At 61.8% G+C, this 17,983-nt stretch carries 17 protein-coding genes and 1 tRNA gene; 8 read left to right on the top strand and 10 right to left on the bottom strand.

Annotated features, from left to right (window positions below; all coding sequences use genetic code 11):
* Positions 1-302 precede the first annotated feature (302 nt).
* A tRNA-Val gene (locus CHB97_RS08105) sits at positions 303-377 on the bottom strand.
* A gap of 204 nt (positions 378-581) precedes the next feature.
* On the opposite strand from CHB97_RS08105, the gene CHB97_RS08100 reads away from it, so the two are divergent.
* The gene (locus CHB97_RS08100; protein WP_160105672.1) at positions 582-1,463 is read left to right on the top strand and encodes a DUF3108 domain-containing protein; all 882 of its coding nucleotides are present in this window, start codon (positions 582-584) and stop codon (positions 1,461-1,463) included.
* Between the two features lie 314 nt (positions 1,464-1,777).
* On the opposite strand, the gene CHB97_RS08095 is transcribed toward CHB97_RS08100, so the two are convergent.
* From CHB97_RS08095 to gph, 4 genes are all read right to left on the bottom strand, one after another.
* On the bottom strand, positions 1,778-2,197 hold the full coding sequence (locus CHB97_RS08095) for a GNAT family N-acetyltransferase (RefSeq protein ID WP_160105670.1): 420 nt from the start codon (positions 2,195-2,197) through the stop codon (positions 1,778-1,780).
* A gap of 107 nt (positions 2,198-2,304) precedes the next feature.
* Positions 2,305-2,706: a helix-turn-helix domain-containing protein gene (locus tag CHB97_RS08090; RefSeq protein WP_089287464.1), complete on the bottom strand. Its 402-nt coding sequence runs from the start codon at positions 2,704-2,706 to the stop codon at positions 2,305-2,307.
* Positions 2,703-2,963 carry a type II toxin-antitoxin system RelE/ParE family toxin gene (locus CHB97_RS08085; protein WP_089367409.1) on the bottom strand — a complete coding sequence of 87 codons (261 nt, stop codon included), beginning with the start codon at positions 2,961-2,963 and terminating at the stop codon, positions 2,703-2,705. The genes CHB97_RS08090 and CHB97_RS08085 overlap by 4 nt, the downstream gene beginning before the upstream one ends.
* An 84-nt stretch (positions 2,964-3,047) precedes the next feature.
* The gene (gene gph, locus CHB97_RS08080; RefSeq protein ID WP_089287462.1) at positions 3,048-3,722 is read right to left on the bottom strand and encodes a phosphoglycolate phosphatase; all 675 of its coding nucleotides are present in this window, start codon (positions 3,720-3,722) and stop codon (positions 3,048-3,050) included.
* Positions 3,723-3,826: 104 nt separating this feature from the next.
* Here gph and glmU point away from each other — a divergent pair, with 104 nt between their 5' ends.
* Positions 3,827-5,179, top strand: coding sequence for a bifunctional UDP-N-acetylglucosamine diphosphorylase/glucosamine-1-phosphate N-acetyltransferase GlmU (glmU, locus tag CHB97_RS08075; RefSeq protein ID WP_089287461.1), 1,353 nt, complete (start codon positions 3,827-3,829; stop codon positions 5,177-5,179).
* A gap of 193 nt (positions 5,180-5,372) precedes the next feature.
* The gene (gene gabD, locus CHB97_RS08070) at positions 5,373-6,851 is read left to right on the top strand and encodes an NADP-dependent succinate-semialdehyde dehydrogenase (protein WP_089287460.1); all 1,479 of its coding nucleotides are present in this window, start codon (positions 5,373-5,375) and stop codon (positions 6,849-6,851) included.
* A 59-nt stretch (positions 6,852-6,910) separates the two neighbouring features.
* Here gabD and CHB97_RS08065 read toward each other — a convergent pair whose 3' ends face one another.
* Both CHB97_RS08065 and CHB97_RS08060 read right to left on the bottom strand, forming a co-directional pair.
* Positions 6,911-7,870: a tetratricopeptide repeat protein gene (locus tag CHB97_RS08065; protein WP_089287459.1), complete on the bottom strand. Its 960-nt coding sequence runs from the start codon at positions 7,868-7,870 to the stop codon at positions 6,911-6,913.
* 288 nt (positions 7,871-8,158) lie between these two features.
* Entirely contained in the window at positions 8,159-8,965 is an 807-nt protein-coding gene (locus CHB97_RS08060; RefSeq protein WP_089287458.1) for a hypothetical protein, read from the bottom strand.
* Positions 8,966-9,353: 388 nt separating this feature from the next.
* On the opposite strand from CHB97_RS08060, the gene CHB97_RS08055 reads away from it, so the two are divergent.
* Positions 9,354-9,830 carry a transposase gene (locus CHB97_RS08055; protein ID WP_160105668.1) on the top strand — a complete coding sequence of 159 codons (477 nt, stop codon included), beginning with the start codon at positions 9,354-9,356 and terminating at the stop codon, positions 9,828-9,830.
* Positions 9,831-9,951: 121 nt separating this feature from the next.
* Here CHB97_RS08055 and CHB97_RS08050 read toward each other — a convergent pair whose 3' ends face one another.
* Positions 9,952-10,779: an inositol monophosphatase family protein gene (locus CHB97_RS08050; protein WP_089287456.1), complete on the bottom strand. Its 828-nt coding sequence runs from the start codon at positions 10,777-10,779 to the stop codon at positions 9,952-9,954.
* 180 nt (positions 10,780-10,959) lie between these two features.
* Positions 10,960-11,526 (bottom strand): elongation factor P, encoded by a 567-nt coding sequence (efp, locus tag CHB97_RS08045; RefSeq protein ID WP_089287455.1) that lies wholly within the window; start codon positions 11,524-11,526, stop codon positions 10,960-10,962.
* A gap of 288 nt (positions 11,527-11,814) precedes the next feature.
* Here efp and CHB97_RS08040 point away from each other — a divergent pair, with 288 nt between their 5' ends.
* From CHB97_RS08040 to CHB97_RS08025, 4 genes are read left to right on the top strand one after another with little or no spacing between them, the layout of a single operon-like run.
* Positions 11,815-12,744 (top strand): branched-chain amino acid ABC transporter permease LivH, encoded by a 930-nt coding sequence (locus CHB97_RS08040; protein ID WP_244559459.1) that lies wholly within the window; start codon positions 11,815-11,817, stop codon positions 12,742-12,744.
* 1 nt (position 12,745) lies between these two features.
* Entirely contained in the window at positions 12,746-14,029 is a 1,284-nt protein-coding gene (gene livM, locus CHB97_RS08035; RefSeq protein WP_089287454.1) for a high-affinity branched-chain amino acid ABC transporter permease LivM, read from the top strand.
* A 3-nt stretch (positions 14,030-14,032) separates the two neighbouring features.
* Positions 14,033-14,893 carry a high-affinity branched-chain amino acid ABC transporter ATP-binding protein LivG gene (livG, locus tag CHB97_RS08030; protein ID WP_089287453.1) on the top strand — a complete coding sequence of 287 codons (861 nt, stop codon included), beginning with the start codon at positions 14,033-14,035 and terminating at the stop codon, positions 14,891-14,893.
* Positions 14,894-14,895: 2 nt separating this feature from the next.
* Positions 14,896-15,609 carry an ABC transporter ATP-binding protein gene (locus CHB97_RS08025; protein ID WP_200819877.1) on the top strand — a complete coding sequence of 238 codons (714 nt, stop codon included), beginning with the start codon at positions 14,896-14,898 and terminating at the stop codon, positions 15,607-15,609.
* 1,238 nt (positions 15,610-16,847) lie between these two features.
* Here the strand turns inward: CHB97_RS08025 and CHB97_RS08020 are convergent.
* A complete protein-coding gene (locus tag CHB97_RS08020) occupies positions 16,848-17,930 on the bottom strand; it encodes a sulfotransferase family 2 domain-containing protein (protein ID WP_089287451.1) in 1,083 nt (360 codons plus the stop codon).
* Positions 17,931-17,983: the final 53 nt, after the last annotated feature.

Here is a 17,983-nt window from a genome sequence, read left to right as displayed (position 1 = left end):
TAGGTCGTGCGACAGGCTGCCGCAGGCGGGCCGTCAGGTCGACTCGATAGTTCTGCGGTCACTCTGCGGAGGGTCTACCCTCGGCAGAGTGGAGGCTTGCGACCGCCAGCCCGGCGCTCGTGCGCCGTGAGCCAAGCTGCCGGATGGCAGCGCCCGGCGCTGAGGGAACACGAAATCCTCCTTGTTCGGTCACGCGCAAGGAAGATCAGTATGTTGGAGAAATGATGTTGGGGGACAAAGCAAAAACCCCACCCGGTTTCCCAGGTGGGGTTCGGCACATATCGTGCAAATCTTGGATCGGATGGTGGGCGCGGCAGGGATTGAACCTGCGACCCCCGCCGTGTGAAGGCGATGCTCTCCCGCTGAGCTACGCGCCCATCCGTCCATCTGACGCTTCGTTCGAACTGTTTCGTTCGTTCGTCGCCGTCGGTGGAGCGGGCTTATAAAGAGGGTTGGCGGGGGTGTCAAAGGGAAAAAACAGGGTGTTGCGATTTTTTTTGGCACCGGGGCGGTTGACCCGGTGGGCAACGTTGCCATCCTTGTCAGCAATGGCCGCCATGGACGAACAGGAAACCTGCCCGATGCGTGCGACACGTTCCCGCCTGCTCGCCCCGCTTTGCCTTGGCGTCGGCCTGCTGGCCTTTGCCGGGGGCAGTGCCGGCAACCCCGCGGTTCCGGCCCTGCCGCCGCCGACCGCACCGGCCACCAGCGCCCAGCCGGGCGATCTGGGGCTGACCTATGCCATCTATGTCGGCGGGGTGCATGTGATTGATGCCGGCGCCCATATCGGCCCGCTGGCGGAGATGTATCGCGTGGGTCTGTCTTTACAAACGGATGGGTTCTTGGGTCGGATCGCCAACTGGAAAACCGATGTGCGTGCCTATGGTCGGTTGGATGGGACGGGGATGCCGCAGCCGGTGCGTTTCACCGCCCATGGGGCCTGGCGGGATGAACCGCGCCTGACGACGCTGGATTATCCGGTGGGCGGGGCGCCCCTGCTGTCCCTGGCCGACCCGGCACCGGAAAAGGACCGGGAGCCGGTGCCCGATGAACTGCGCCAGGGCACGCTGGACCCGGTGTCGGCCATTGTGGCGGTGCTGGACCGCGTGGGGCGGGGCGGCACGTGCGACCTGACTGTGCCGGTCTATGATGGGCGCCAGCGCTATGATCTGGCTTTCAGCGACCGGGGGCAGGATCAGGTGGTGGCCAGCGACCTGTCGGTGTTCAGCGGCCCGGCGCGGCGCTGTGCCGTGACGTATAAGCCGCTGGCCGGCAAATGGAAGGAGAACCGCCCCGACCGGCGTGACCGCGACGGGGAAGGGGCTCGGCGTGCGGGGCGGGAGGTGACACTGTGGATCGCCCCCGCCACGCCCGGCGGCCCAGCGGTGCCGGTGCGGCTGGAAATGGACAGCCCGCTGGGGCCGGTGATGGTGCATCTGGCCAAGTTGGATAGGGTGGGGTGAGGGGGGGCTTGGGGACAGCCATTGACGCCGCACATCTTTGGACTGCCACACCCACGATTGGGCCTTAGGCTATCTGCACATCGGATAATTTAACCAGGATAAGGCTACAATAGCGGGCCGCCTGACGGCTGACTTAGCGAGCCTTGTTTAAGGCACGCTCCTTCCTCTGACTCTCTATAACGACACGTATCAGGTGCTCGACCGGGTCGGCTTCAATGGTCGCCAGCGCCTTCAAAGGGGCTCTAATTATGGCGTCGGTCCATTTCGGAGCAGAGCTACATCAGAGATCATTTGTTTGGAAGCTCAATGATAAATTACGATAATTTTATTATAAAATTTTTCGGAGGAATTACGTCCACATCAAGTTGAAAGATAGTAACAATTTTTTTCCAAAAACTTAAACTGCTACCTGATATTTCTACACATACTCGATTCACTTCCGAGCGTTTTATTTCATCCAAGACGTGTCTCAAGAGTGACTCGCCATAACCACGGTTTCTATGTGTAGGTGATATATAAAGTTTATAAAGCTCACATGTGTTATCAATTGTTCCGCTTATAGTGGCAACTCCGATAAGATGATTATCTTCAAACGCGCCAAAATATGTTGGATTTCGAGTATAAAATATATCAACTATACCGTCGTAATTTGGAAATGCGGCTGATACTTCATTGTCAAGTGTTTCTTGAAGGGGTGACAGTTTATTTTTGTCCTGTATTATTTCTATTCTCATTGTTATCTCCATAAAATGGTTGCCCGTCCGCCGGGCGTGGTCCTATGGTAACAGGCTATCGCTTCGCTTTTTAACCGAAATGCAAGTGTGCGAAATGAAGTGATTACTCAGCCGGCGGTATCGGCGGTTGGGGCGCTGTCAGGAACCAGATCCTCCATATCTACCCGCAGGACCGTGGCCAGGGCCTTCAGTGCGGCAGCGCTGCCCGGTTTCTTACCCGTTTCAATTTCCGACAGGTAGCCCGGTGCAATGCCGGCGGCGGCGGCCAGTGCGCGGGCAGTCATGCCGCGATGCTCGCGCCAGACACGGACCGGGTTGGCCCCATCCAGCAGAGTGCGGGCCATCTCCCAGGGCAGGGTTTCCGTGCGGTCGGCGGCCAGATCGGCGTTGAATTGCCGCACGGTGGCGATGTCCCGCGCTTCCTCCAACTCCGTCAGCAGGGCGTCATAATCGGCGCGGGCCAACGTGACCGTATCGGCGGTGATGTCCAGGGGGGTAATGGCGTTCATTTATACACCTCTCCACGGATGTCGATGATGATCACCATCATCGTGTCCTCAACACGCACCAGCGCATATACGGCGCGCCAGTCCCCCTGACGGATACGGTACGTGTCCGGCACGCCGGTCAGCGCCTTGACGTCGAACGGGTGGTTGGCGAAAGGCGATGCCGCCACCGTTTCCAGCTTCGTCATCATGGTCGCGCGGGCCTTTGGCGGCATCTTCGACAGGCCCTTCAAGGCGGCTTTGCTGAGTGCGAGTTTCATGCTCAGATATTCGCCGATAGAGAAAATGCGTCAAGTAAAAAAATTCTCTACTGGCGAATGTCTTGGTGGGGTCGACGCCCCCCTTCACAACCCCGCCAATGCCGCCGGCAGATCGGCAAACTGTTCAATGATGCAATCGGCCCCCAGATCGGCCAGGGCCATGCGCGGATAGCCATAGGCGACGGCGATCACCGGTATTCCCGCCGCGCGGGCGGCGGCCACGTCATTGCCATTGTCGCCTACCATCACCGCTTGATCGGGACGGCAGCCGAGCTTGTCCAGCGCCCAGAGCAGCGGATCGGGGTGGGGTTTGCGGCGGGGCGCGGTGTCGCCGCCGGCCACCACGTTGAACAGATTGCCCAGCCCCAGCGCCGGCAGCAGTTCCAGCGAAATGCCTGCCGGCTTGTTGGTGCAAAGCGCCAGATGGTGGCCGGATTGTTTCAAGGCGGCCAGGGTCTCGGCCACGCCGGGGTAGACGCAGGCCGGGTCCGCCGGCAGGGCTCCGTAGATGTCCAGATAGCGCCCGGTCAGCCGGGCCAGATCGTCGCCCGCCACCGGGTGGCCGGTGACGGCCATGGCCTGTTCCACCAACCGGGGGGCCCCATCGCCGATCAGGCCCTTTACCTGATCCAGGGTCAAGGTCGGGCGGTCGGATTCGGCCAGCAGCTGGTTCAGTGCCAGGGCGATATCGGGGGCGCTGTCGATCAGCGTGCCGTCGAAATCGAACAATAAGGCGGGAAAGCGGTCGGCCGTGGGCATGGCGGATAAAACCTCTGTTCAGATCGCAGGCATCTTGTCGGAAGCGGGGTGCTCTATGCTACACCCAGCACAAGTTCCCCTATCGCAGCCATGGGCGGATTGCCATGACCGAACGACCGATCGCTTGCATCATTCTTGCCGCTGGCAAGGGTACGCGCATGAAGTCAGCCCTGCCCAAGGTGCTGCACCCGCTGGGCGGCCTGCCCATGGTGCGCCATGTGCTGGATGCTGCCCAGGCGCTGGCACCTGAACGCGTCGTCGTCGTCGTGGGGCCGGGGATGGAGAATGTGGCCCAGGCTGTGGCACCCCATGCCACAATGGTGCAGGAAAACCAGTTGGGCACGGGGGACGCCGTGAAGGCCGCCTTGCCGCTGCTGGAGGGGTTCACCGGTGATGTGCTGGTGCTCTATGGCGACACGCCGCTGATCACGGTGGAGACGCTGCGCGCCATGGTGGCCACCCGCAATGGGGCCAGCAATCCCGCCGTGGTGGTGATGGGGATGCGGCCGGCCGATCCCGGTGCCTATGGTCGGCTGGTGCAGGGGGCTGATGGCGGGCTGGAACGGATTGTCGAATTCCTGGATGCCAGCCCGGCCGAACGCGCCATCGGCCTGTGCAATGCCGGCTTCATGGCCTTTGACGGGGCGCGGATGACGGGGCTGATCGACGCCATCGGCAATGATAATGCCAAGGGCGAATATTACCTGACCGATGCCGTCGCGGTCGCCCGGTCCCAGGGCCATGCCTGCGCCGTGGTGGAAGGCCCGGTGGAGGATGCGCTGGGCGTGAATTCCCGGGCCGAACTGGCCGGCGTGGAAAAGATTTTCCAGAACCGTCTGCGCCAGGCCGCCATGGCCAATGGCGCCACCCTGCTGGACCCGGATACGGTGTGGTTTGCTGCCGACACTTTGCTGGGCCGTGACGTGACGGTGGGCCAGAATGTGGTGTTCGGGCCGGGTGTGACAGTGGAAGACGGGGTAGAAATCCGCGCCTTCAGCCATCTGGAAGGGGTGATCGTGCGCAAAGGCGCCATCATCGGCCCCTATGCGCGCCTGCGCCCCGGCAGCGAGGTGGGGGAAGGCGCGCATGTCGGCAATTTCGTGGAACTGAAGAACACGAAGATGGGGCCGGGGGCCAAGGCCAATCACCTGACCTATCTGGGTGACAGCGATGTTGGCGGCGGCAGCAATATCGGTGCCGGCACCATCACCTGCAATTATGATGGCTATCTGAAGCATCGCACGGTGATCGGGGAGAATGTCTTCGTCGGCTCCAACAGCACGCTGGTGGCCCCGGTGGAACTGGGTGACGGTGCCTATACGGCGGCGGCCAGCGTGGTGACCCGCGATGTGCCCGACGATGCCCTGGTCATCACCCGCCCGGACGAGGTGGTGAAGGAAGGCTGGGCCGCGCGCTACCGCAAGGCCAAGGCGGCGCTGAAGGCGCGGAAGGGGTAGGATCGACGGCGGTAACGGTTACCACTGTCGGGGCCGGGTTACATCGCCTGACGGGGAAGCGATGTAACCGTTACCGCCCTGCGGTCGATCCTTCCCTGCGCTCTTGCCATGCCCACCTGTCAGGGGCCTATGTCTTCACGACATCAAGGCCGCCCCGGCGGCCCCACCATCAAAATTGCAGGATGGAAACAGCATGAGCAGCAGCACCGGCCTTCCGGCCCTGAAAGACCCGTCGCTTTTCCGCACCCAGGCGTTCCTGGCCGGCGAGTGGGTGAGGGCCGACAGCGGGCGCACCCTCAATGTGACCAATCCGGCCACCGGCGCCCTGATTGGCACCGTGCCGGAGATGGGGGCAGCGGAAACCCGCCGCGCCATTGAAGCCGCCAACAAGGCCTGGCCGGCCTGGCGGGCCAAGACCGCCAAGGAACGCGCCGCCATCCTGCGCAAATGGTTCGAGCTGCTGATGGCGAACCAGGAGGATCTGGCCATTCTGATGACGGCTGAGCAGGGCAAGCCCCTGACGGAAAGCCGGGGCGAAATCGCCTATGCGGCCAGCTTCATCGAATGGTTCGCGGAGGAGGGCAAGCGTGTCTATGGCGACACCATCCCCACCTTCAAGCCCGATGCCCGCATTGTGGTGACCAAGGAACCGATCGGGGTGACGGCGGCCATCACGCCCTGGAACTTCCCCGCCGCCATGATCACCCGCAAGGCCGGCCCGGCCCTGGCCGCCGGCTGCCCCATGGTGATCAAGCCCGCCACCGCCACCCCCTACAGCGCCTTTGCCCTGGCGGTGCTGGCGGAACGGGCGGGCGTGCCGGCGGGTGTGCTGTCGGTGCTGACCGGCTCGGCCCGCGCCATCGGCGGGGAGATGACGGGCAATCCCATCGTGCGCAAGCTGTCCTTCACCGGCTCCACCGAAATCGGCAAGGTGCTGATGGAACAATGCGCTGGCACGGTGAAGAAGGTCTCAATGGAACTGGGCGGCAATGCCCCCTTCATCGTGTTCGATGATGCCGATCTGGATGCCGCCGTGCTGGGGGCCATGGCGTCGAAATACCGTAATGCCGGCCAGACCTGCGTCTGCGCCAACCGGCTGCTGGTGCAGGATGGCGTCTATGACGCCTTTGCCGCCAAGCTGGCCGAGGCGGTGTCCAAGCTGAAGATCGGCAATGGCCTGGAAGAGGGCGTGACTACCGGCCCGCTGATCGATGATGCCGCCGTGGCCAAGGCCGAAGAACATATTGCCGATGCCCTGTCCAAGGGCGCCAAGGTGACGCTGGGCGGCAAGCGCCATGCGTTGGGTGGCAGCTTCTTTGAGCCCACCATCCTGACGGGCGTGACCACGGAAATGAAGGTGGCGAAGGAAGAGACGTTCGGCCCGGTGGCCCCGCTGTTCCGCTTCAAGGACGAAGAAGAGGCCATCGCCATGGCCAATGACACGGAATTTGGTCTGGCGGCGTACTTCTACAGCCGGGATATCGGCCGGGTCTGGCGGGTGGCGGAAGCGCTGGAATATGGCATTGTCGGCATCAATGAAGGTATCATTTCCACCGAAGTGGCCCCGTTCGGCGGGGTGAAGGAAAGCGGCACCGGCCGCGAAGGCAGCAAGTACGGGATCGAGGATTATCTGGAGATCAAGTATATGCTGATGGGCGGGTTGAAGCGGTAAAGCAGCGCCCCTGCGGCCCCATCCTGATTACACGATAATAGGATGGGGCCATCGGCCCTTCACCAGTACCAGTAATGCCGGATAGTGGTGGTGTTCAACTCGCGCACCAGGGTAGCCTGGGCCCAATAGACGGCGGTTTGTGCCGCCAGTTCCGTCAACCGGCGCTGGTAATCCCGATACTCCTTTTCCTCACGCAGCAGTTCGCTCAACAGCTTCTGCGCTTCCGGGTCGCCCTTGTCGGCGGCCATGCCAAGCCACTTCTTTGCTTCCTTGATATCCTGTCCCATCGTGTCCAGGCCGGTCATATAGAGGCGGCCGACTGCTGTCTGTGCCTTGGCGCTGCCATTGGCAGCTGCCGCCCGCATCCATTGCAACGCATTGTAAAGGTTCTGGCGGATGCCATCGCCTTGGAAGGTCAACAATGCCAGATTATACTGTGAATCTGCGACGCCCTGTTCGGCGGCGATGGTGAACCATTCTGCGGCCCGGGCCGTGTCCTTGCCGACACCTTCGCCGTTAAGGGCCATGACCCCCAAACTATTGGCTGCCAGGGGTTGACGGGCCTGGGCGGCGCCATTGAGATAACTCAGCGCCAGCTCCAGGTTGCGGGGAACGCCTGTACCGTTGCGGTACATCTCCCCCAGCCGATAGGCTGCCCAGGTATGCCCACCGTCAGCCGCCAGACGGAACCAGCGTGCTGCCTCCGCCGGGCTTTTCCCGCCAGCGCCAATGCCGGACAGCGCCGCGATGCCCCTTTTATAGGCAGCAATGGGATTACCGGCATTGGCACTGGCCTCCAGGTCGGCCAGCCTCTCCCCAGCATAACTATCCACATCGCGGGGCGGGGAGAAACGCGGATCATCCTGCGGAACAAAGGTTTGGATGTTCCGATCCTGATCCACACAGCCGCTGCTGTTGCAAATACGCGCCGTCTGCTGCTGCGGGCTGCTCGTGGTGCAACCCGCTATGGCCACCCCGATCAGCAGGGTGGGGAATAGCCGCATGTATCTTGTCATCATTCCGCCTGCCCTGATGTCATACCAATCCGCCTTGAGCTTGGCTCACGGTGGATTGGTATCGGCGGCGACTGCCGCCGCGCGGCTCGTGCCGCGTTAGCCAAGCCAACGGATGTTGGCGCCGGCGCCTGAGCCCGCTGAAGGGTTGACCAAGGGTCAATCATTCGGCGGATTGGTATCACGTCCTAGAGGCGCAAAAATGCGATAATCAACCGTCTGAATTTTTTTGATTTACGTTACCCGGAGAAAAACTGTGGGGGAGTAAGCAACTCCCCCACGGAATACAAAAGTTCAATTGCCGACCTTCAATGTACCGCCAGTGCCAAGACCACCGCGCACTTCCTGTGCTTTGTAATTTTTCAGGGCAACGACCATATCATTATAGGCGTTGACGAAAGAGCCCACGGTTGTCTGGCCGGCGGGTGTCTTCGTGTAACCGCCAAGCGCCCCACCAGCACCACCACCGATAGCACCGACCATCATGCCGAAATCCGATGCTTCGGCGGTGCCGGTAGAAATGCTGAGCTGCACCTGCGTGCGGACATCAAACAGCGACAGCGTGGTGGTGGCGCTTTTTGTGGACATTGTGCCGCCAATCGCACTGCCCAAGGAGCCGAGCAGAGCCCCGCCGATGGCACCACCAATCTTGCCAGTGTTGTTTTCACCGAAGACAATCGCGGGTTCAAGCCAGTAATCGGCGGCAACGCGTTGGCCTTTTTCTTGCTTAGAGCCGACGCGGAATTCATCGCTACGCTGAGTATTCGTCATCTTTTCCATGCGCGACGTTTGACGTGCATTGCCCATGGATGTAATGACGAAGCAATTTGATTGGGCAACGATCAGCCGGATCATGGGTTCAAGTGTTGTAACTTGCGTGGCAGCCATGAAGGGGCCCCACCATGTCTGTTCCCGCCCGTCGTCAATGGCCAATGTCCCCAGCGGTTCACTGCAGCGTTGCAACGATGCCTGCGCATTCACGCTGGTGCCGCCCGCTGCGGCACCCGTCGGAACGCTGTTCCCGCCCGAGGTTGTCTGGCACCCGGCGAGCAGGAGGGACAGAATGGATGCAGTGACTACCTTTTTTGTATAATCAATCACTTAATCCCCCTGTTCATCTAATGGAAGAGCTTTCACTCAATTTCCGCGCTTTATGGGGGGTGATTCTGCTTTCCCCCTCTTTCGGGGTAGACCTTATCGTGGCGTACGCCTTGAAACAAGCAAATATGTATATAAATACAATTATATGAATCGGTTTTCGATCATTTTGAGATTTCCGGCTAAATGCTTAATTATCATGATAATTTCAGGTTGGCCTGCGATGCGGTTTGGCTGAAAAAATTGTTATGCTTATCCATAATGCTCCCAAATGGGGCGGTCTTCAATGGAGCGTGGCCCTGCGCAGCAATGGGAATGGGCCCTTTCATCTGTTACAGATGATCGAAGGGCGCTACAACACTGGCCCTTGTCACCGTTGCCAAAGCCCCCCATGAACCAGCATAGTTTCATTGATGCGTTGTTGCCGCCCGGCATTGGCCGGGTGGCGGTGCTGGAACGCATTGCCGCCCTGGTGGATTGGCGGTTGATCGAGGGGCAGGTGAATAAGGTCCGTCACGCCGGCACGGGCCGGCCGCCCTATGCGCCGCTGACCATGTTCAAGGCGCTGCTGCTGGCGCAATGGTACGGGCTGTCCGATCCGGGGCTGGAAGAGGCGTTGCTAGACCGGGTGTCGTTTCGCCGCTTCTGCGGCCTGACGCTGGATGGCGGCACGCCGGACGAAACGACGCTGTGCCGCTTCCGCCAGACCCTGCGGCAGGTGGGGCTGGCCGATCATTTATTCAGCCAGGTGCTGGACCAGTTGGCCGTTGCGGGCTTTCAGTTGAAGCCGGGCACGCTGGCCGATGTGACGCTTGTCCGCGCGCCAAACAGAACCGCCCCGCCAGAAACCGACGGACATAATTCATGACCGTCGGTCGGTGGCGACCGCCGCCGCGCCGCTTGGTAGCGGCGTAGCCAAGCCAGCGGATGCTGGCGCCGGCGATTTCGTGCCGTTGGTATGACGCCGAGGGGGCGGGCTGAGAGAGGGATTACTTCTGCGCGGCGGGGGCAGGGGCCTTGGGCTTGCCGGCGTTGCGCAGCACCACGGCCAGATGCGAATGCAGGTTGGCATTGGCGGCCAGGATGGAACCGGAGGTCAGCGGGCTCTTGCCCTGGCCGATCTCGCTGACAAAGCCGCCGGCTTCCGTCACCATCAACATGCCGGCGGCCAGATCCCACGGCTTGAGGTCGGCTTCAAAGAAGCCGTCGAAACGGCCGGCTGCCGTATAGGCCAGATCCAGCGAGGCGGCACCAAAGCGGCGGATGCCGGAAATCTGGCCCATCAGCGCTTCCAGCTGCACCAGAAATTCCTTGGCATTGCCATGGCCCTTGAAGGGGATGCCGGTAGCAATCAGGGCATCGGCCATGACGCGGCGGTTGGAGACGCGCAGACGCTGGTGATTCAGAAAGGCACCGGCGCCCTTTTCGGCCCAGAACATCTGGTCATGCACGGGTTCATAGACGACGCCGGCGATGATCTCGCCCTCACGCTCCAGCCCGATGGAAATGGCCCAGTGCGGCACGCCGTGCAGGAAGTTCGTGGTGCCGTCCAGCGGATCGACGATGAAACGGTGGGACGTGTCCTTGCCGATGATCTCGCCCGTCTCTTCCATCAGGAAGCCGAAATCGGGACGGGCCTTTTGCAGCTCTTCGCGCACGATGCGCTCGGCCTTCTGATCGGCGGCGGAGACGAAATCGGCGGGGCCCTTGCGGGAGACCTGGAGATGTTCGACCTCACCAAAATCGCGCAGGATGGCCTTACCGGCCTTTTCCGCCGCACGGGTCATGACGTTCAGGATGGCCGAACGGGCTGCCATGGTCGAACACTCCACAATGTCTAAGAACGGGTCGAACGCTGAAGGGCGCGCGGTCGTCGCGGCCACATTTCAGAGCCTTATATCAAAAGCAAAACGCCCGCGCTGTGTATTCAGCGCGGGCGTCTTATGCGAAGGAACGGTCCAGCCGGTCGCCGTCAGACGGCAAACGGGAGGTACCGATCAATCCTTGGCGCGTTCCAGATACTCGCCCGTCTCGATATTGACGACGATGCGGGTACCGGAATCGATATGCGGCGGCACCAGGACGCGGGCGCCATTTTCCAGCAGGGCCGGCTTGTAGGAAGAAGAGGCCGTCTGGCCCTTCACCACCGGGTCAGCCTCAGTGATCATCAGCGTCACGGTCTGCGGCAGTTCAACCGACAGCGGCGCGCCTTCGAAGGACTGCACGACCACTTCCATGCCGTCCTGCAGGAAGATCTTGCCGTCGCCGATGATGTCACCGCCGATGGTCACCTGCTCGAAGGTTTCCTTGTCCATGAAGGTGAAGTTGTCGTCTTCAGCGAACAGGAACGTCATCTCGTGATCGTCGAGACGCGCACGCTCAACGGCTTCGCCGGTGCGGAAACGCTCGATATTCTTGTTGCCGGACTTCACGTCCTTCATTTCCAGCTGAATGAAGGCGCCGCCCTTGCCGGGCTGCACGATCTGGGTGCCGGTGATGACATAGAGACGGCCGTTATGCTCAAGGATATGACCCTTGCGCATGGTGTTCGCATTGACCTTCATGACACGCTTCTCAAACTTTGGAATCGAGCGGCGCGGAACCTAACAGCTATAACCTCATCTGGCAAACACCCTGTGCGGGCGCCCACCGCATAGGCAACCGGCGGGGCACGCAGGGGCGGGGATACCCGCGTCCTGGCCACAAATGTCCCCCTGACAATTCGCGCCATGCTTGAAGGGGGCGTGTCGGTTCGTTACCGTGCATCCGGGTGCCGGAAGAAGTTCCCGAGCAAGGCCACGCCACCGGCCATGAATAGGGTACCGCCGGCCGTATCGGACATATGGGGGCACATGGACGCGTCAGCGCTGGGGACGTTTCTCCAATACCTGATTAATGGCATCACCTTGGGTGCCATTTATGGGTTGATCGCCATCGGCTATACGATGGTTTACGGCATCATCCGCATGATCAATTTCGCCCATGGCGAAATCTATATGATCGGCGCCTTCGTCGCGGTGACGACCTTCTCCCTGCTGTCGGCGCTGGGGATTGTTGCCGTGCCGCTGGCCCTGTTGCTGGTGCTGCTGGTCTCGATCTTCTTCACCGCGGCCTATGGCTGGACGGTGGAGCGGGTGGCCTATCGCCCCTTGCGTGGCGCGCCCAAGCTGGCGCCGCTGATTTCCGCCATCGGCATGTCGATCTTCCTGCAGAATTATGTGATGCAGACACAAGGATCGCGGCCCAAGCCGCTGGCCCCGGTGATGAATGGTGGCATCAGCCTGTGGCAGGGGGACGGGTTTACGCTGTCCATCTCCTATATCCAGCTATTCATCATCGTGCTGACCTTCGCCTTGATGTATGGCTTCACCCAGTTGATCAACCGCACCGCCCTGGGCCGCGCCCAGCGGGCGTGTGAGCAGGACCGCACCATGGCGGGGCTGCTGGGCATCAATGTCGACCGGACCATCAGCCTGACCTTCGTGATGGGGGCAGCCCTGGCCGCCGTGGCCGGTGTGCTGGTCACCATGTATTACGGGGTAATCGATTTCTATATCGGCTTCCTGGCGGGGATGAAGGCCTTCACCGCCGCCGTGCTGGGGGGCATCGGCTCCCTGCCGGGGGCCATGCTGGGCGGGTTGCTGATCGGGCTGATCGAGGCGTTCTTCACCGGCTATATCTCCGGTGCCTATAAGGATGTGGCCAGTTTCAGCGTGCTGATCGCCGTGCTGGTCTTCCGCCCCACCGGCCTGCTGGGCCGCCCCGACATCGAGAAGGTGTGAGATGGCGACCCCCATTGAAACAAAACTGAAGGACAGCGTTGCTGCCGCCGGGCTGGCGCTGGTGCTGTCCATCCCCTTTATCGGCCTGCACACCATTTCCACCGACCAGGGACTGGTGGTGGAAAGCCGCTGGTCCTGGGTGGCCTGGGCGGTCGGGCTGGTGTTTATCGGTCGGCTGCTGCTGGGCTTTGCCCGCGATGCGCTGGCCGCGCGCGCCGCCAGCCGGCCGAAGAAGCAGGCAAAACCCGTGGTCGCGGGGGCGCCGACGCTGGCGGCCCGGCTGACGCGGGCCTTCATGGTGGCAGCCTTGCTGTTTGCGGTGACGCTGCCCTTCATGCCCTATAGCGACCGGTACATCATCGACCTGGGCACCACGGTGCTGATCTATATCCTGCTGGCGCTGGGGCTGAATGTCACCGTGGGGCTGGCAGGGCTGCTGGATCTGGGCTTCGTGGCTTTCTATGCCATCGGGGCCTACAGCTTCGCCCTGTTGTCGAAATTCTTCGGCCTGGATTTCTGGGTCTGCCTGCCCTTGTCGGGCCTGATCGCCGCCTTGTTCGGGGCCGTGCTGTCGCTGCCCATCCTGCGGCTGCGCGGGGATTATCTGGCCATTGTCACGCTTGGTTTCGGGGAGATCACCCGCATCGTCATCCTGAATTGGCAGGGGCTGACCGGTGGCCCGAACGGTGTGTCGGGCATTCCGCGCCCCGGCCTGTTCGGCCTGTCGTTCGACCGCCGCCCGCCGGAAGGCATGGGCAGCTTCCATGAGGTGACGGGCATCAGCTTTTCCGGCGAACACCGGTTGATGTTCCTCTATCTGATCGTGTTGGCGCTGGTCTGTCTGGCGGTCTGGGTGATCAACCGCTTGCGCGCCCTGCCGGTGGGCCGGGCCTGGGAAGCGCTGCGGGAGGATGAAATCGCCTGCCGGTCGCTGGGCATCAACCCCACGGCCAGCAAGGTGTCGGCCTATGCCATTGGCGGCATGATGGGCGGCTTTGCCGGCTGTTTCTTCGCTGCCCGTCAGGGATTTGTGTCGCCGGAAAGCTTCGGCTTTATCGAAAGCGCCTTGATCCTGGCCATCGTGGTGCTGGGCGGCATGGGCAGCCAGGTGGGGGTGGTCATCGCCGCCCTGTTCATCGTCATGCTGCCGGAACTGGGGCGTGAATTTGCCGATTACCGCATGATTGTGTTCGGCCTTGCCATGATCACCATCATGGTCTGGCGCCCCGGTGGGCTGCTGTCCACCCGGGTGCCGACCGTGAAGCTGGATCAGAAGGGGGCCTGAGACATGAGCGAACCATTGCTGAATGTCACCGGCCTGACCATGCGGTTTGGCGGGCTGGTGGCGGTGGATGGCGTGAACCTGTCGGCTGATACCGGCCGCATCACCGCCCTGATCGGCCCCAACGGGGCCGGCAAGACCACCATTTTCAACTGCCTGACCGGGTTTTACAAACCCACCTCGGGCGAGCTGTCGCTGGCCCATCCGACGCGCGGCAAGGTCAGTTTGCAGACCCTGCCGGGCTATCAGGTGGCGCGCCACGGGGTGGTGCGCACCTTCCAGAATATCCGGCTGTTCCCGCGCATGACGGTGCTGGAAAACCTGCTGGTGGCCCAGCATGTCGGGCTGATGCAAAAATCGGTGCTGGGCATTGCCGGGCTGCTGGGGCTGAAGGGCTGGCGCACCGCGCAGAAGGAGGCGATTGAACGCGCCCGCTTCTGGATCAACCGGCTGGATTTGGCAGCTGTCGCCAATGAGGAGGCGGGCAACCTTTCCTATGGGATGCAGCGGCGGGTGGAAATCGCCCGTGCCATGAACACCGATCCGCTGCTGCTCTGCCTGGATGAACCAGCCGCCGGTCTGAACCCGCGCGAAACGGCGGCACTGGGGGAGTTGCTTCAGGGTATCCGGGCCGAATTCGGCATCGGTATCCTGTTGATCGAACATGACATGACGCTGGTGATGGGCATTTCCGACCATATCCATGTCGTTGAATATGGCCGCAAGATTGCCGAGGGCACGCCGGCGCAAATCCGCACCGATGAGCGCGTGATCAAGGCCTATCTGGGTGAACCGGATGAGGAAGAATTGCCGCCCGTGGTGGCGGCGGATATCGCCGATGTGGCGGGCGAAGGAGACCGGGTATGAGCCTGCTGCAACTGACGGGGGTGCGCACCAATTACGGCCCCATCGAGGCCCTGCGCGGCGTGGATGTGACGGTTGAACAGGGGGAGATTGTCACCCTGATCGGGGCCAATGGGGCCGGCAAATCCACCTTGCTGATGACCATCTGCGGCCAGCCCAAGCCGGCGGCGGGCAGCATTATCTTCGATGGCCAGTCCATCGTCGATCTGCCGCCGCATGAAACGGCCAAGCTGGGCATCGCCCAGGTGCCGGAAGGCCGGCGCATTTTCCCGCGCATGACGGTGTTTGAAAACCTGCAACTGGGCGCCACATTGGGCGATCCGGCCAATTTTGATGCCGACATCGCCTATTGCTTCGACCTGTTCCCGATCCTGCAAAAACGCCGGGACCAGCGGGCCGGCACGCTGTCGGGCGGGGAACAGCAGATGCTGGCTATTTCCCGCGCCTTGATGAGCCGGCCGCGCCTGTTGCTGCTGGATGAACCCTCCCTGGGGCTGGCGCCGCTGATCATCCGCCGCATCTTTGATGTGATCGCCGATCTCAACAAGACGCGGGGGATGACCATTCTGCTGGTGGAGCAGAACGCCTATCACGCGCTTAAACTGGCCCACCGGGCCTATGTGCTGGCGCAGGGGCAAGTGGTGTTGCAGGGGGCGGGGCCGGAACTGTTGGCCAACCCGGAGGTGCGGGCGGCGTACCTGGAAGGCGGGGCGCATTGACAGGCCGTAGCGGGTGGGTGGCTTCAGCCCCCACCCGCAGGGCCGGCATCAGCGCCTTTGCCAGATCAAATGCATCAATGATCCGGCCGCCTCCATGGGCGGCAAGCAGTTGGTAAACCGGGCCATAGGTTTCTGCCGCGATCAGCACTGTAGCGTGCTGGAACCGGGTGGCGTCCAGCACGCCCGGCCGCAGCACCGGTCGCCCGAGCAATATTTCTCCCCGGCTGCGGCTGTCCAGGAAGCCGCTGACCCGTATGCCGGCCTGATTCAGCCACCCGGAAAGCGCCTGGCCCGGCGCGCTGGTGCCGAAAATATGCAGTGGCCCGGTGATGCTGCGCAGCCTCTCCAGCCCATCGGTTGGCGTGAGTGTCTCTACCCTTGGGCGTGCAGGGTCAAGCCCCGCCAACAGCGGGGCGACGCGTTGGTAACAGGTGTCATACAGCAACTGATCCTGATCGAAGCGCTCCGCAATCATGGCCTCCACCATGGGGCTGATATCGGCGTCGCGGCTATCCCGGCGTGACCGGTTGATATGGATGGGGGCCAGCGGTGCCACGCCCTGGCTGGCAAACAGGGCGTCGATCACCGTGCCCAGAAAAGGCAGCGGAATCACCTGTGTGCCCAAATTATCCAACGCTTCAAGCGCAGCATCGGCCCGCCCCGACGGGTGATAGAAAAGGCACTGGCTGTTGCGGGGGGTGCCGTCGATGAAACGCTCCAGACTGCTGAAATCCAGGCCGAGATTCTGCAGCATGGGCCGATCCTGCCGATCCCGCAGGTACCGGTACAATGACAACTGCCGTGACATCGGTTCACGCACACAGGTCATCCAATGGAAATGCTGACGACCGATCTGGTCCAGGAATGGCCCCATGAAGGCGAGGGGCAAATGGCTTGCGCGATGATGCAGCCGCTCTATCGGATGGCTGAGGGCCTCCAGCAGCTTTGGTACTGATTGACGTTCATCATAGTGAAAACTGCAATGACCCCGCCCGTGAAGTCGCATAAAATAGTGAACAAGAGAGGTTCCGGCTGTCTTTAGACAATGAAGGAAATACCACGGTTTCCCGCCGGTGGATAGGTAAGATGAAAGATCCGCGTACCGTTGATGGTTTTTCATGCATTCTTTTCCCCTGCCTGATTTTGTATTGATCTGCCTTTAATCGCAGTTGGTTTTTCTTTTATTTTCTGCTCGGTTCCCCCGCTTCCCTGAATGTTGCCGCTTCAGCGGATTGGCGTCAGACACGCCAGATCTCCTTCTGGATGGCGTAGTCAAAGGCATCGATGATCTGGCGGCAGCCCCGGGTCTGGGCCAAACGATGAATCGGCCCAAAGGCCTCTGCCGCGATCAGTACGCTGGCGGCCTGCCAGCGCGCGCTGTCCAGCTGGTCGGCCCGCCAGACCGGCAGCCTGGCCAGTGTGCCGTCCCGCGTGCTGTCGATGAAACCGGCCGGCTGCAGCCCAGCCTGGCGCAGCCGGCCCAGCAATTGTTCGGCCACGCGGCTGCTGCCGAAAATATATAACTGCCCCGCCTGGGCCGCCGGGCGCAGAAAGGACAGGTCGTCCCCTGGCTGCAATGTCGCCACCGGCACCGGCCGCCCCAGCCCCGCCATCAGCGGGGCGACGCGGGCATGATAGGTGCGGTAGAGCAGATCATCCTGGGCGAAGCGCTCAGCGATCAGGGCAGCGGCGGTGGGCGACAGGTCGCGGGCCGGCGGTTCCTGATCGGTGCGGTTGGCGCGGATTTCCTGCAGGGGCGGCAGGCCGCGCTGCACATAAATATCATCGATCACCGCGCTCATGAATTCCACCGGCACCACCTGCACATCCAGCCGGTCGAGAAAGGCGATGGCATCGGCGGCCTGTCCGGATGAATGATAGAAGCGGCACTGGCTGTTGCGCGGCATACTGTCGGTAAAGGCCTCCAGCGAGGAAAAATCGATGCAGTTATTCTGGATCAGCGGCAGATGCTGCATCTTCCGCAGGAAGCGATAATGGGAGATTTGCCGCGCCACCGGGTCGCGTACACAGACAAGCCAGTGAAACCGGCTGACATCCAGCCGGTCCAATATCGGCGCCAGCACAGAGAAGGGCAGGTGGGTGGCATGGTGGCTGTCATAAAAACCGGGCTGTGCCGCTTCTGCCAGCAGAAGGTCGGTATATTGCCGGTCGATATAATAGGTGGTCATCCGGCTGCGCCCGTCCATCCGCGTGAGATAGCCGTTCAACGAGGTGCCGGCGGTCTTCACGCAATGGACAAAGAAGATCGGCTTGCCGCCTGTGTTCAGATAGGAAGCCAGGTCCGAATAACGGGGCATCATCACGGGGGCGCCAGCATAAATTTCGACGAAAGCAGAGTAATGCTACCCTATTT

This window comes from Azospirillum sp. RU38E, assembly GCF_900188385.1.
Lineage (GTDB): Bacteria > Pseudomonadota > Alphaproteobacteria > Azospirillales > Azospirillaceae > Niveispirillum.
This window is presented reverse-complemented; position numbering and strand designations above follow the sequence as displayed.